The organism is Rhizobium sp. UFLA01-1127 (genome assembly GCF_059803845.1).
Map to the genome: position 1 here is coordinate 1 of NZ_JAUQTZ010000016.1, position 12,942 is coordinate 12,942.

The 12,942-nt window shown below is 61.0% G+C and carries 12 protein-coding genes and 1 tRNA gene; 6 read left to right on the forward strand and 7 right to left on the reverse strand.

Annotated elements, in window-relative coordinates:
• The 4 genes from Q4Q11_RS05990 to Q4Q11_RS06005 all read right to left on the reverse strand — a co-directional run.
• Positions 1-960 (reverse strand): alpha/beta hydrolase (locus Q4Q11_RS05990; RefSeq protein ID WP_498568922.1); only part of this gene is annotated, 960 nt, incomplete at its 3' end.
• Between the two features lie 549 nt (positions 961-1,509).
• Complete coding sequence (locus tag Q4Q11_RS05995) at positions 1,510-2,391, reverse strand: aldo/keto reductase (RefSeq protein ID WP_498568923.1); 882 nt, start codon at positions 2,389-2,391, stop codon at positions 1,510-1,512.
• Positions 2,342-2,626 (reverse strand): hypothetical protein, encoded by a 285-nt coding sequence (locus tag Q4Q11_RS06000; RefSeq protein ID WP_498568924.1) that lies wholly within the window; start codon positions 2,624-2,626, stop codon positions 2,342-2,344. Before Q4Q11_RS06000 ends, Q4Q11_RS05995 begins: the two co-directional genes overlap by 50 nt.
• 166 nt (positions 2,627-2,792) lie before the next feature.
• Complete coding sequence (locus Q4Q11_RS06005) at positions 2,793-3,440, reverse strand: class I SAM-dependent methyltransferase (RefSeq protein WP_498568925.1); 648 nt, start codon at positions 3,438-3,440, stop codon at positions 2,793-2,795.
• A gap of 308 nt (positions 3,441-3,748) precedes the next feature.
• Between Q4Q11_RS06005 and Q4Q11_RS06010 the strand changes: the two genes are divergently transcribed.
• The 3 genes from Q4Q11_RS06010 (at position 3,749) to Q4Q11_RS06020 (ending at position 6,008) form a co-directional block, all read left to right on the forward strand.
• Entirely contained in the window at positions 3,749-3,877 is a 129-nt protein-coding gene (locus Q4Q11_RS06010) for a hypothetical protein (RefSeq protein WP_498568926.1), read from the forward strand.
• A gap of 131 nt (positions 3,878-4,008) precedes the next feature.
• Positions 4,009-4,458: a MarR family transcriptional regulator gene (locus tag Q4Q11_RS06015; protein ID WP_112506378.1), complete on the forward strand. Its 450-nt coding sequence runs from the start codon at positions 4,009-4,011 to the stop codon at positions 4,456-4,458.
• Complete coding sequence (locus Q4Q11_RS06020; protein WP_498568927.1) at positions 4,455-6,008, forward strand: MDR family MFS transporter; 1,554 nt, start codon at positions 4,455-4,457, stop codon at positions 6,006-6,008. Before Q4Q11_RS06015 ends, Q4Q11_RS06020 begins: the two co-directional genes overlap by 4 nt.
• Before the next feature lie 212 nt (positions 6,009-6,220).
• Here Q4Q11_RS06020 and Q4Q11_RS06025 read toward each other — a convergent pair.
• From Q4Q11_RS06025 to Q4Q11_RS06035, 3 genes are all read right to left on the reverse strand, one after another.
• Positions 6,221-6,297 (reverse strand) — tRNA-Arg (locus Q4Q11_RS06025).
• Between the two features lie 125 nt (positions 6,298-6,422).
• Positions 6,423-7,943, reverse strand: a complete 1,521-nt coding sequence (locus tag Q4Q11_RS06030) for a sensor histidine kinase (protein WP_113214002.1) — start codon at positions 7,941-7,943, stop codon at positions 6,423-6,425.
• Positions 7,944-8,115: 172 nt separating this feature from the next.
• Positions 8,116-10,122 (reverse strand): methyl-accepting chemotaxis protein, encoded by a 2,007-nt coding sequence (locus Q4Q11_RS06035; protein ID WP_112506764.1) that lies wholly within the window; start codon positions 10,120-10,122, stop codon positions 8,116-8,118.
• Positions 10,123-10,529: 407 nt separating this feature from the next.
• Between Q4Q11_RS06035 and rpmH the strand changes: the two genes are divergently transcribed.
• Genes rpmH through yidC form a run of 3 tightly spaced genes read left to right on the forward strand, consistent with a single transcriptional unit; the run spans position 10,530 to position 12,893 of the window.
• A complete protein-coding gene (gene rpmH / locus Q4Q11_RS06040; RefSeq protein ID WP_041677194.1) occupies positions 10,530-10,664 on the forward strand; it encodes a 50S ribosomal protein L34 in 135 nt (44 codons plus the stop codon).
• A gap of 25 nt (positions 10,665-10,689) precedes the next feature.
• Positions 10,690-11,091: a ribonuclease P protein component gene (gene rnpA, locus Q4Q11_RS06045; RefSeq protein ID WP_112506372.1), complete on the forward strand. Its 402-nt coding sequence runs from the start codon at positions 10,690-10,692 to the stop codon at positions 11,089-11,091.
• The gene (gene yidC, locus Q4Q11_RS06050; RefSeq protein WP_498568928.1) at positions 11,091-12,893 is read left to right on the forward strand and encodes a membrane protein insertase YidC; all 1,803 of its coding nucleotides are present in this window, start codon (positions 11,091-11,093) and stop codon (positions 12,891-12,893) included. The genes rnpA and yidC overlap by 1 nt, the downstream gene beginning before the upstream one ends.
• Positions 12,894-12,942 lie beyond the last annotated feature (49 nt).

The following is a 12,942-nucleotide window of genomic DNA, read 5'->3' on the forward strand; positions in this document are numbered from 1 at the left end:
GAGATCGAGTACGGCGATGCACTGCTTTTCCAGCTCGCTGCGGTAGGGTTCGGCGGCGGGATCGATCTGGCCGAGGCGGTCGATATTGCCGGAAATGCGCCGCGACAGGGATAGCGCGCGGTCGTCACGCGAGACGAACAGCGTGAAATGCGGTTTGTCCTTGCCAAGTGCCGCGAACTGCCGTCCGAAGACATCAACGTCGAGATCGGGTGACGCCAGCATGACATTCTTGATCTTCGGTGCGACGCGGCCGTTGCGGATTGCCATCTGCCGCAGCGATTCGACCGCAAGCCAGCTACCCATGGAATGCGCCATGACGGTGATATCGCCCACGGCGGGATCGGCGGCAACCCGGCGCAACAATTCCTCGAGCGAGTCTCGCGAATAGTTCGTGCTTTCCTTGTCATAGGCATAATCGAAGATGCTGGCGCGCGACGGCCAGGTGAACACGATCGGCGCGACCTCGGCGTGGGAATCGTGAACGATCTGTGCAAAGCGATAGACCGCGTCTTCATAGCGATTATTGAAACCATGCACGAAGATCAGCACCCGCCTGTTCTTCGGCAATTCCGCATGCAGCCAGCCTCGGCCGTCCGCTTCGGTCGCCAGCGGCTTGACGGCGATCGTGACGAAATTCTTCAGTGGATTGCCCGGCAGGCGGCTCGGCCATTGCACCTGGCCGACCTTGCGATTGGCCTCTGGCGGAATGGAGACGCTGACGGCATCCACCTTCAGCCCGGATCCCCGCTCGCCCGAAAACAGAATGGCCGGGTCCTTGTCCGGCAGGCGTGTCGTCGCAACGAGAAGATCGACCTTCGACGTGCCCGGCACATTTTCACTGACGGGCTGCATGACTCCGATGGGACGACCACATGCGGCCAGCGACAAAGTCGCGGCCACGGCGACAGTTCGGAAAAACACTCTTCCCCATCGGCCGGAATCCGCCACGCGCTGCATCATGCAACCTCTCATTACCGCCAGAAAGCCGCGCTACTCTACGCGTGGATACCCGCCACGCAAGCGACTCCAGCAGCCCGCTGTCTCATGACGCAATGCTAATTTGCGAAAGCATTGCAAAGACGCAACGCAATCGTCCGATACCGCAGGTCACCGATCGTGGCTGAAAATAAAAAAGAGCCCGATGCGGGAAGAGGATGCATCGGGCTCTTGATCCGGATTGGCAACTGGGAGGAGGAGGAGTGTTGCCAATCATTGAAGGAGCGCTGGGAGGAGGAGTGCGCTGCCTTCGAGGGATTAGATATAACGAGAGGGACAGGATGAACAGACCAGCTTTCGCAATGCAGCAATGCATCCAATGCATTGCTTTTGTCGCAGATGCCGGAAATTACGCATAGCAGCGGCATTTCAAGGCTTTCAACGCCTATTTTACAGTCGTTATTTGCCCAGATCCCGAGATTCACATGATCGTGATCGGCATTTTTGCATTGGAATGCCTCTTGCTGGCAATCCGGCCGGCGGGCCACCTCCGCCGGCCGGACGTTTTCCGGCTCAGGCTGCCTTGAACGCCTTCCTGCCCTCTGCGTCCAGCGCGGCAAACTCCTCGTCGGAAAGGACAATATCGACCGCCGCAGTATTTTCCTCGAGATGCCTGACCTTGCCCGTTCCGGGGATCGGCAGCATGACGGGACTGCGCTTCAGCACCCAGGCAAGAGCGATCTGGCTCGGGGCGGCATTGTGTTTTTTCGCGATGGTATCGAGCAGCGAACCTTCCCTGGCGAGATCGCCGGCGGCCAGCGGGAACCAGGGAATGAAGCCGATGCCGTGCTTTTCGCAATAGTCGAGCACGTCTTCGCTAGTACGATCGACGAGATTGTAGCGGTTCTGCACCGTCACGACCTTGAAATGCTTCGAAGCTGCCTCGATGTCGGCAACGGAGACTTCGCTCAAACCCGCATGACGGATGATGCCGTCGTTCAACAGCGATTTCACGGCATCGAACTGCTCGGCCGCCGGCACCTTGGAGTCGATTCGGTGCAACTGCCAGAGATCGATGCGGCCAACGCCGAGATTGCGCAGGCTCTTGTGCGCCTGCTGGATCAGATATTCGGGGCGGCCCAGAGGCACCCAAACGTTCGGGCCGGTGCGGGTGAGCCCGCCCTTGGTCGCGACGACAAGACCGTGGCCATAGGGGTGGAGCGCCTCCTTGATCAGACGTTCCGACACGTCAGGGCCATAGGAATCGGCCGTATCGATGAAATTGATGCCGAGCTCCGGCAGACGCCTCAGCGTGCGGACGGCTTCGTCGCGATCCTCCGGTTCACCCCAGATACCTGCGCCGGTGATGCGCATGGCGCCGAAACCGAGGCGATAGACGGGGAGGTCACCGCCGATCTTGAACTGACCGGACTTGGCTGCGTCGAATTCTGACATGGTTCTGGTCCCTTTTGCTGATCTGAAATGGATCTGGCATTTCGGCATCCGTGGAGGAGCCGGGATGTGACGGATAAATCGAGGGCTTCGCGAGGGAGAGATGCTGTCGCGATCCGATATTAGATGGGTCGCAGCGCAGCATATACAATGCACCGATGCGCTCGCGGGTCTGGCGGCGCTTGCGCGCACGCCGGCCTTCCTTCACCGCGACATCGGCATCATGCTTCTTTGCCATCCGCTATCCTTGCCCCGTTCCGCATCCGTCACGCGGCGCCTCCACACCAGCTAGCCGGCTCCAGCGCCTGGGGCAACTCCAGGAAAAGTGCGCAGCAGCTTCCGTCCGGAATTGCGCAAAAACAAAAGGATAGAGCGTTTTCGCGCTTCGAGGAAACGCGGATGCTCTAAGCGCTTATTCCGGCGCTGTCTCCCGCACCACGATATTTGGAACCGGCAATCGGGAGCTCCAGCGGGTTTTGCCGCGATATCCTGTAGACGCCGGCGGGCGGAATATTGCGCACCGTGCTGCCGATCCGCGTTCCCTTCAGCCCGAGGCTCTCGAGAACCAGCTTCGGCACCGGACAGCGCGGACCGTAGGTGAACTGATAGAAGGCGCCGCCCGGCTTCATCGCCTCGAAGGCACCTCCGACGATGGCCGCGACCTTCTCAGGCGGCATGGACAGCAGCGGCAGACCGCTGACGACGGCACCGAAGGGAGCATCGTCGAAAAGGCCGCACTGGGCGAGCTGCGCCGCATCCATCTGCACCACCCGCGCCTCGGGAAAACGCCCGCGCAGGCGAACGGCAAACTCTTCGCCGAACTCAACGAGCGTCAATGCGCTTTCCGGAATACCACGCGCCAGCAAAGCCCGTGTGAACACACCGGTTCCCGGTCCAAGCTCAAGGATCGGACCCGTCAGCGGCTCGATCTCCTGTGTCATCAACCTGGCCAGCCGCTCGCTCGACGGCGCGACCGCCGCAACCCGCATCGGATCGCTCACCCAGGAGCGGAAAAACCGCACAAAATCAGCGCATGAGGTTTTTGTCGTCATTCCGCGAATCCAATCTTCGGCTACGGTATCGAATGTGGCGAGATGTGGGCTGAGCAGCATGGCAATTCAAAGGCATGCCATGGCGTCAGGCACCGAAAATCATTGATATGCAGGCATTTCGGCAGTCTTGCCGGATATGAATTCTCATTTATTGCAAACTTGCACTCAGCGTATAAGCGGCCGGGCGCAATAGGCAACGCCAAATCTCTCGCAGGGGTTCCGCGATGCCAGGCTGGTGCAAGAGCCGTCATTGCCTCTTGCACCGACGCCGGGGCCAAAGAGGCGCTTGCCAAAATACGGGCGACACCATGTACGGACCGAAATACGGTTTCTACGAACTCAAAGAGCTGTCGGTGCGCGCCGCGATCGCCGCTCATGCCCGTGATCAGCCGATCTGCCGGCGGCTACGGAGTGCCTCGGAGCTGTTGACGGGTTGACGATGCTCCTTCCCTCTACGCCCCTGTAACAAATCCCTCCCCGCAGAACGGAGAGAGGGATTTCAATGCTTGCGCAAGTACATCCGGCGCGATAGATAGAAAGCCTACCTACATATTCCCCGCGAGGCCCTATGAGCAAAGTCGACCGCCCTCATGTGATCGAAGATGCCTATGAACTGGCCGAGGCGCTGCGCCCCGCACTCCATCGCCTGTACCGGCAATTGCGCCGCGAGAGCGACGAAGCCGGGCCGTCGCCGCTGCATGCCCTGCTGCTTGCCGCCATCATGCGCCAGCCAGGCATCGGCGTTGTCGAGCTGGCGCGGATGGAGAGGCTGCGCGGACCGACGATTTCAGGCCATGTGAAGGCCATGGAGCGGGACGGCCTTATTGCCCGTTCGGAGCCGGATCCAAGCGACCGGCGCCGCATCGGCCTTGTGGCGACGGAGAAGGGGGAGGAGGTCATCCGCCGTCTGAAACAGCGCAGAACCGACTGGCTCGCTTTCGAACTCGGCAAACTTTCGCCCGCGCAGCGTGACGCTATCCGCGCCGCAATCGCGCCGCTCATGGAGATCGGACAATGAATACGGCTCGCCTGGATACCGTCCCGCCATCCGCTCCCGCGGCAGGCGACCCGCCGGATCGTCGCGAGATCCGCGCCGTCATACTCGGTCTGATGATCGTTCTCGGCCTCGGGGCGATCGACCAGAGCATCGTTGCGACCGCGCTGCCGCGCATCGTCAGCGATCTCGGCGGATTGACGCATCTCTCCTGGGTCGTCAGCGCCTATGTGCTCGCCTCGACCAGCACCATGCCGCTTTATGGCAAGCTCAGCGACCAATACGGCCGCAAGCCGATGATCTACGCGGCGATCCTCATCTTCCTTCTCGGCTCGGTGCTGAGCGGCATGGCGCAGACGCTGATGCAGCTCATCATCTTCCGGGCGATCCAGGGCATCGGCGCCGGCGGGTTGCTGCCGCTGGCGCAGATCATCATCGGCGACATCGTGCCGCCGGCGAGACGCGGCCGCAATCAGGGTTCGATCGCGGCCGTCTTCGCCGTCTGCAGCGTCATCGGTCCGATCGCCGGCGGCGTCATCACCGATCTCCTGTCGTGGCACTGGATCTTCTACGTCAACCTGCCGATCGGCGCCGTCGCCCTCGTCATGATCGGCCGGGCGCTGAAGCGGCCGCACCATGCTCGCAGCCGCCGCATCGACTATCTCGGTGCGGCCCTGCTGACGAGCTGTACGACCAGCTTCCTGCTGGTGCTCGCGCTCGGCGGCAACGAATGGGCTTGGAACTCGCCCCAGATTTTCGGCCTTTCCGCGCTTGCGCTCGTTCTCTTCGTCTTCTTCATTCTGCATATCCGGCGCGTGCCGGAGCCGGTGCTGCCGCCCGATCTCTTCCGCAACCGGCTCTTCGTCATCGCCTGCATCGTGCTCGCCCTGACTTTCATGGGCATGCTGGGGGCAAGCCTCTTTTTTCCGCTGTTCTTCCAGATGGTCATGGGAGTCAGCGCCTCGCATTCCGGCCTGCTCACAGGCCCGCTGATGATCGGCGTCGTCATCTCCTCCATGGTCAATGGGCGCGTGCTGCTGCATCGCTTCGGGCGCTACAAGCCGGCGCAGATCTGCGGCCTGAGCCTTGCGACGGCCGCCTTTGCGGTGCTCGCCTGGGCCGCAGCTGCCAGCCGGGGATTCTGGACCATCGAGCCGACCATTTTTGCCCTCGGCCTCGGCCTTGGCCTCGTCATGCCCACCATGACGATCGCGGTGCAGAATGCCCTGCCTCTTGCCCACCGCGGCGTGGGCACGGCGACGCTTGCCTTCTTCCGCTCGCTCGGCGGCCTCATCGGCGTCACCGGCTCCGGCGCAATCCTCGCCTATCGCGTCCAGACCGCCGGCGCACTGGATGGGATGCATGTAGCGTCCTTGACCGAAGCCGGCATGAAACGGCTCGCCACCGCCTCCCCCGAGGCCCATGCCGCGGCGATAGCCCTCTATCGTCATGCGATTGCCATGACCTTTGCAACGGGCACAGCCATCGTGGCATTGGCGCTCCTCGCACTGCTCTTCCTGCCGGAATTGCCGCTGGCGACGGATCATGGAGCGGAAGCCAAGCGTGAGGGCTGATTAGCGCCACTTTAGGAAAAGTGCGTTTTCTGCCCGGAACCGCGTAAGAACGAAAGGATAAGAAGTTTTCGCGATTCGAAGGAAAGCAGAAATGCCCTAACGCGGAGAAGGGTCAGAATGCCTAGCTGCATGCGCCAGACGTCGAACGTCCCAAGCGAACTAATACGCCGGCACCAAGGCCGATAGGCAAGTCAAAATCTACATGAATGAAATGGCGCACCCGAAGAGATTCGAACTCCTGACCCCCAGATTCGTAGTCTGGTGCTCTATCCAGCTGAGCTACGGGTGCGTGGCCGAAACGGAAGAAACCGTTGGCGTGGGCGGTTCTCTAAAGCGTCCCTTGAGGGAATGCAAGTGGATTTCTGAAAAAGATCGCAATTTTCGTGCATATCGACGTCAAGTGGCTGAAAACCATCAGCTTTCTTGCAAGCTTCTGCTGCGATAATCGTCGAGCGATACCGGGCGGTCGGGAATTTCGATGCGGAACTGGGTGCCGGCAGCCGGCTTTTCGACGAGCGCAATGGTGCCGCCATGGGCAAGCACGAGTTCACGGGCGATCGCCAGGCCAAGGCCCGTGCCGCCGGAGCGGGCCGAGCCGCGGAAAGCCGTGAAGAGATTTTCACGCGCCTTTTTCGGCATGCCAGGCCCGGTGTCATCGATGGTGATGCTGACAACGCTGCCGATCCGATGCGCCGAAACCGTAATCCGCCTGACGCTATCGGGCTCGGCCTCTCTGAAAGCGATCAATGCCTGATGGGCATTCCGGCAGAGATTGTGGATCACGCGGAAGAGCTGCTCGCTGTCGGCATCGACCTCCAGATCGGGGCTGAGCTGCTCGACGAACTCGATGCCGCTATCCGGATCGATCGCCAGGATATCGCGCACCTCTTCGATCAGCTCTAATATGCGGATCTTGCGCCGGCGCGGCGCCGATTCGGAGGTCTGGCCATAGGAGAGGACCTCGGTCGTATAGCCGACGGCGCGATCGATGGTGCGCAGCAGCTTCGGCGCGAAACGCTTGACCATAGGGTCGTCGACATCGACCAGGCGATCCGACATCAGCTGGGCGGCAGAGAGGATATTGCGCATATCGTGATTGATCTTCGACACGGCAAGGCCGAGCGCCGCCAGGTTCTTCTGCTGCTTCAGCGTCTTCTGCAATTGCGATTGCATCGCGGCGAGATGCCGGCCGGCCACTGCAAGCTCGTCACGCCCCTTATCCGGCGCAAGAATACGGCCGGGATCTTCCGGATCGTCCGCATAGGCCTGCATGCTGTCCGTCAGCCGGCGGATCGGGCGGATCATCATGCGGTTGATGGCAAAGAAGATCAGCGTCGCAGTGAACAGCGAGATCAGAATGGAGACGAAGAACACGCTGGTCGAATAGGCGAGCATCGCATTGCGCAGGCGGGTATCCTTCAGCACCACCTCGATGCCCGTATTGGCGTCGCCGCCGACCGGACCGAAAACGCGGATGATGCGGTTGCCGCCGAACAGCAGCGTATCCAGCGCATCCTTGATCGCGGTGAGCTGAGACACGTCGCCGAGGTCGTATTTCTCATCGACGGAAGCCGGCATCTCGGCTGTTGCCAGCAGGCGTGACGTGCCGTCCTTGCGCAGAACGATGGCCCGCGTGCCCGTCGCCATCAGCGTTTCCTTCTGCAGCGCGCGCGGCAGTTCGGCCGGCTGCAGGCCGTCGATGACGATAGCGGCGGCTGCGGCAGTGTTCAGCCGATCCTCCAGCCAGCGCAACCGCATATTGGCGACGGACGGCACGAAAATCAGCACTTCCGCCAGCGAAATGAAAACGACGGTGAGGACGAGGAGCTTACCCGAAAGGCCGCCGAAGATGCCTGTCGGACGGCAAAACTGGGACAGGCGGCCCTTCTCGACCTTGCCGTCCTTTGCGGCGCCCTTGTCCTGCCCACTGTCCATTTCAATTGTCCCGCTTCGCTGGAAAGCGACTTGATGCAATCTGGTCGAAACTAAATAATAGGCGATTGTGGGCTTTTTTCCAATCGGCCGAGGATTTTGAAAAAGAAGAAGGCCGGCAGCGGCGCTCAGGCGCTGCAACCAGCCTCACCGAGCCGACCTCATATCTGCAAGATCAGAATTCTTCCCAGCCCTGCCTCGCGGCAGCCGGTGCAAGCGCCCCGCCGCCGAAAGCGGTTGCGACCTTGTTGATCATGCTTCGTGCCGGCGAAGCGGCCGGACGATGCGTTTCGGCACGCGCGGGCACCGGCACCGAAACATTGACAGCATCGACCTTGAAGCGGGAGACGAGATGGACAAGACCATCCGCTTCGGCCGCCAGCCGATGGGTCGCAGCCGAGGTTTCCTCGACCATGGCGGCGTTGCGCTGCGTGACTTCATCCATCTGGTTGACGGCCTTGTTGACCTCTGACAAGCCGGTTGCCTGCTCGCGCGCTGCCGTTGCGATCGAGTGGATATGATCGTTGATCTTGAGGACCCTGGCTTCGATGGAGGACAGCGCCTCCCCCGTCGCCTGCACCAGCTTGACTCCGACATGCACCTCGTCACCGGACTTGCCGATCAGGGCCTTGATATCCTTGGCGGCCGTGGCGGAACGTTGGGCGAGTTCGCGCACTTCCTGAGCAACGACGGCAAAGCCTTTACCCGCTTCACCGGCGCGTGCGGCCTCGACGCCGGCGTTCAGCGCCAGCAGGTTGGTCTGGAACGCGATATCGTCGATCACGCCGATGATCTGGCTGATCTCGCCCGATGCCTGCTCGATACGGCCCATGGCGTCGATCGCGTTGCGGACGACCGTGCCGGAGCGTGCGGCATCGTCCTTCGCTTCGCCGACCATGACGCTTGCCTCACGCGCCCGTTCCGTCGAATTCTGCACGACGGAGGTGATCTCATCGAGCGCTGCCGACGTCTCCTCCAGCGCTGCCGCCTGCTGTTCGGTACGCTTGGAGAGGTCATCGCTCGCGTGACGCAGTTCGTTGGTATTGGAGTTGATCGAGCCGGTGGTCTCCCGCACTTCGCGCATGGTGCTCTTGAGCGTTGCGAGCGTCGTGTTGACGTTCTGCTGCAGCTCGGCGAAAGCGCCCTGGAACTCGCCCTTCATGGCCTGCGTCAGATCGCCCTCCGCCAAGCTCGCGATGACACGGCGGACCTCGCCGACCCCCGTATCCACGCTGACCAGCAGCTCGTTCACATTGCGGGCGAAGCGATTGAGGTTGACGTCGCCATAGTCCTTGTCGATGCGCCGGCTGAAATCGCCGGCCGCAGCAGCAGAGACCGCCAGGGACATGCTCGACTGAAGCTCGTCGCTTTTGGCGCGCATGGCCGTTTCCTCGGCATTCATACGGCGCACGGCATTGCCGTTTTCCTTGAAGACATCGACGGCGGCAGCCATTTCGCCGATCTCGTCGCGGCGCCCGGCAAACGGCACCTCTATATCGAAATGACCTTCCGCGACCTTCTTGATCGCCTCGGTCACCTTGCGGATCGGACGGCTCAGATGAACGGTGCCGATGTAGGCGCCTAATCCGATACCGGTGCCAATGCCGGCGACCATGATGCCGAGGACGACCGTCAGGATGCTGGTGTGGAAAGTCGTGATCTCTGCTTCCGCCGCGGCGAGTTCGGCCTTGTCCGTCTGGACGACCGCATCGATCTCGGCCTGGAAGGCCTTGCGATTGGCGCGGTTGGCTTCGTTGTTCCCTTGTTTGCCGGCCGCCTCGGGGCCGTCGGTCACGCCGAGCCTGGCGGTCTCGGTGCGAAAGGTGCGAAACTCCTGGGCGCGAGCCTGCAATTTGGCAAAATCCGGCTTCTGCGCGTCAGGAACCAGGGGCGCCCAGGCCGCAAGCACCTTGTCGATCTCGTCGAGATCGACCGTCAGCCCATCGGCAAAACTTTTGGAATCCTTTGCCGAGGCAGCCGCGTAGATGCCGCGTGCTTCCATGACGACCGCGGTCACGTAGCGATTCAGGCGCTCGCCCATATAGGCGCGGCCGGCCGTCTGCTCGTAGCTCTGCAGTTTCTGATCGTATTGATGCAGCGCATAAAGGGCGGTCGCGCCGATCAGAAGCGCTGCTCCGGTCATGACAGAGACAAGCAGGTTAATTTTGCCGCGAATTTTCACGATATATCCCTCCGACACTGATCCCAGCCCCCACAAATTGATGGGTTCCCAGCGTTAGGTTAGATATCGACTAAAATCATTAACGTTCGCTTGAAGTATTTTCAGCTCATATACGGATTGGTTTTACTACATATTTTACGAATTTCTTAATTTCACCCCACGGATATGAATCTGCAGCAAGAAGCAATGAATAGTCGTCGAGGGCCTCGAACAACCGCCGAATTTGCCGGAATTCAAGGAATCTGCGCCCATATAATTGACTTCCGAAGGCTTGGTCCGTATAAGCCCGCGCACGTCCGGTCATGGAGCCCGCATTTGCAGGCCAAGTCCGTTCGCCATAATCAACAACGCTCCTTGCTACTCAAAGCAAAGCTCAAGAAGGGCCGCACTCCGCGGTGTTCAAATAAATGAAGCGTACCTATCAACCATCCAAGCTTGTCCGCAAGCGTCGCCACGGCTTCCGTGCGCGCATGGCCACCAAGGGCGGCCGTGCGGTTCTTTCCGCTCGCCGTAACCGCGGCCGCAAGCGTCTTTCGGCCTAAGGGCCGAAGTGCCCGATGATCCAGGATGGCGGGCAAATTGACGAATGAACGACCCAAAAAGACTGTCGGGCGGCTGAAAAGCCGGCCGCAGTTTCTTGCAGTCCGCGAAGGCGAGAAGCGCAGAGGCGGCTTCTTCCTCATAGAAATGCTGGACCGCAAGCTCGCCGACGCCGAACCCCGCGTCGGTTTTACCGTTACCAAAAAACATGGCAACGCGGTGGAGCGCAACCGCATGCGGCGCAGGCTGAAAGAAGCCGTGCGGCTTCACGCCGGATTTGCAATGCAGCCCGGACACGACTATGTGGTTGTCGCGCGACGCGAGGTGCTGACCGCGCCTTTCGAAAAACTGGCGAGCGAACTCGTAAGCCGCATCGAAACCAGGCCGAAACATCGGCGGTCGGAAAACGACCGCTCCAGGAAAGTATGATGGAAAACAACCGCAATTACTTCATAGCAATTGCACTGTCCGTGCTGATCGTTCTCGGCTGGCAGTTTTTCTACATGAACCCGCGCCTCGAAGCGCAGCGCCAGGCCGAACAGGCCGCCAAGCAGCACCAGCAGACGCAGCAGGCCCAGACGACGCATCCAGCTCCTGCGGGCACCGCGGTCAACGGTTCGCTGCCGGCAAACGGCCAGACGACGCCTGCGGTCCTCAGTCGTGACCAATCCGTCGAAAAGACGGCTTCCGCCCGCGTCATCATCGACACGCCGGCCCTTGCCGGCTCCATCAACCTGGAGGGTGCCCGCCTCGACGATCTCCGTCTCAAGAGCTATCACGAGACCGTCGACAAGAGCAGCCCCATCATCACGCTGTTCAGCCCGGCCGATACCAAGGACGGCTATTTCACCGAGCTCGGCTATGTCGGCAGCGACACGACCGGCGCAGTTCCCGGCCCCTCGACCGTGTGGAAGCTTACAAGCGGCGACAAGCTCACCGACAAGACGCCGGTGACGCTCTCCTACACCAACGACAAGGGCATCACCTTCACCCGCACCATTTCGGTCGACGATCGCTACATGTTCACGATCAGCGACAAGATCGCCAACAGCGGCCAAGCGCCGGTTGCGCTGTCGAGCTACGGCCGCGTCACCCGCTACAACAAGCCCGAGACGCCGTCGGCTTACGTCCTGCATGAAGGCTTCATCGGCGTCATCGGCGATGACGGCCTGATCGAGACCAAATACGCGTCCACCGAGAAGGAAGCCACGACGCCCGCCAAGGCGACCGGCGGCTGGCTCGGCATGACGGACAAATATTGGGCCGCAACCATCGTGCCGCCGCAATCGACGGCCTATGACGCGCGCTTCTCGCACTTTACCGACGGCACGCCGCGCTATCAGGCCGATTACAAGGAAGACGCCGTAACCGTCGCCCCGGGCCAGTCGATCGAGCTGAAGAACCTCGTCTTCGCCGGCGCCAAGGAAGTCCCGGTCATCGACCGCTACGAAACCAGCTATTCGATCCCGCGCTTCGACCGTCTGATCGACTGGGGCTGGTTCTATTTCATCACCAAGCCGATGTTCAAGCTGATGGATTTCTTCTTCCGCTACTTCGGCAATTTCGGCGTCGCCATCCTCTGCACCACCATCGTCGTCAAGGCACTCTTCTTCCCGCTCGCCAGCCGGCAATATGCCTCGATGGCGAACATGAAGCGCGTGCAGCCGAAGATGGAGGAGCTGAAGGCCAAGTTCGGCGACGACCGCATGGGCCTGCAGCAGGCGACCATGCAGCTCTACAAGGAAGAGAAGATCAATCCGATCGCCGGCTGCTGGCCGGTGCTCCTGCAGATCCCGATCTTCTTCTCGCTCTACAAGGTGATCTACATCACCATCGAGATGCGCCATGCGCCGTTCTTCGGCTGGATACAGGACCTTTCGGCACCGGATCCGACGTCGATCGTCAACCTCTTCGGTCTGCTGCCCTTTGCGGCCCCGACCTTCCTGCATCTTGGCGTCTGGCCGCTGATCATGGGCGTTACCATGTTCTTCCAGATGCGCATGAACCCGACGCCGCCGGACCCGACCCAGGCGATGATCTTCAACTGGATGCCGCTGGTGTTCATGTTCATGCTGGCGAGCTTCCCGGCCGGTCTCGTGATCTACTGGGCCTGGAACAACACGCTCTCGGTGATCCAGCAGTCGATCATCATGAAGCGGCATGGCGTGAAGGTGGAACTCTTCGACAATCTGAAGAACCTCTTCAAACGAAAACCGGCTCCATCGAAATGACAGCAAAAGCCCCGCTTCGGCGGGGCTTCTCTTTTGGGGCTGGCATTCG

Coding starts and splice junctions, on each gene's coding strand:
- rnpA (WP_112506372.1), top strand. CDS start 10,690: ATGGCGGGCAAATTGACGAATGAACGACCCAAAAAGACTGTCGGGCGG.
- Q4Q11_RS06005 (WP_498568925.1), bottom strand. CDS start 3,440: ATGACGACAAAAACCTCATGCGCTGATTTTGTGCGGTTTTTCCGCTCC.
- Q4Q11_RS06010 (WP_498568926.1), top strand. CDS start 3,749: ATGTACGGACCGAAATACGGTTTCTACGAACTCAAAGAGCTGTCGGTG.
- Q4Q11_RS06000 (WP_498568924.1), bottom strand. CDS start 2,626: ATGGCAAAGAAGCATGATGCCGATGTCGCGGTGAAGGAAGGCCGGCGT.
- rpmH (WP_041677194.1), top strand. CDS start 10,530: ATGAAGCGTACCTATCAACCATCCAAGCTTGTCCGCAAGCGTCGCCAC.
- Q4Q11_RS05995 (WP_498568923.1), bottom strand. CDS start 2,391: ATGTCAGAATTCGACGCAGCCAAGTCCGGTCAGTTCAAGATCGGCGGT.
- Q4Q11_RS06020 (WP_498568927.1), top strand. CDS start 4,455: ATGAATACGGCTCGCCTGGATACCGTCCCGCCATCCGCTCCCGCGGCA.
- yidC (WP_498568928.1), top strand. CDS start 11,091: ATGGAAAACAACCGCAATTACTTCATAGCAATTGCACTGTCCGTGCTG.
- Q4Q11_RS06015 (WP_112506378.1), top strand. CDS start 4,009: ATGAGCAAAGTCGACCGCCCTCATGTGATCGAAGATGCCTATGAACTG.
- Q4Q11_RS06030 (WP_113214002.1), bottom strand. CDS start 7,943: ATGGACAGTGGGCAGGACAAGGGCGCCGCAAAGGACGGCAAGGTCGAG.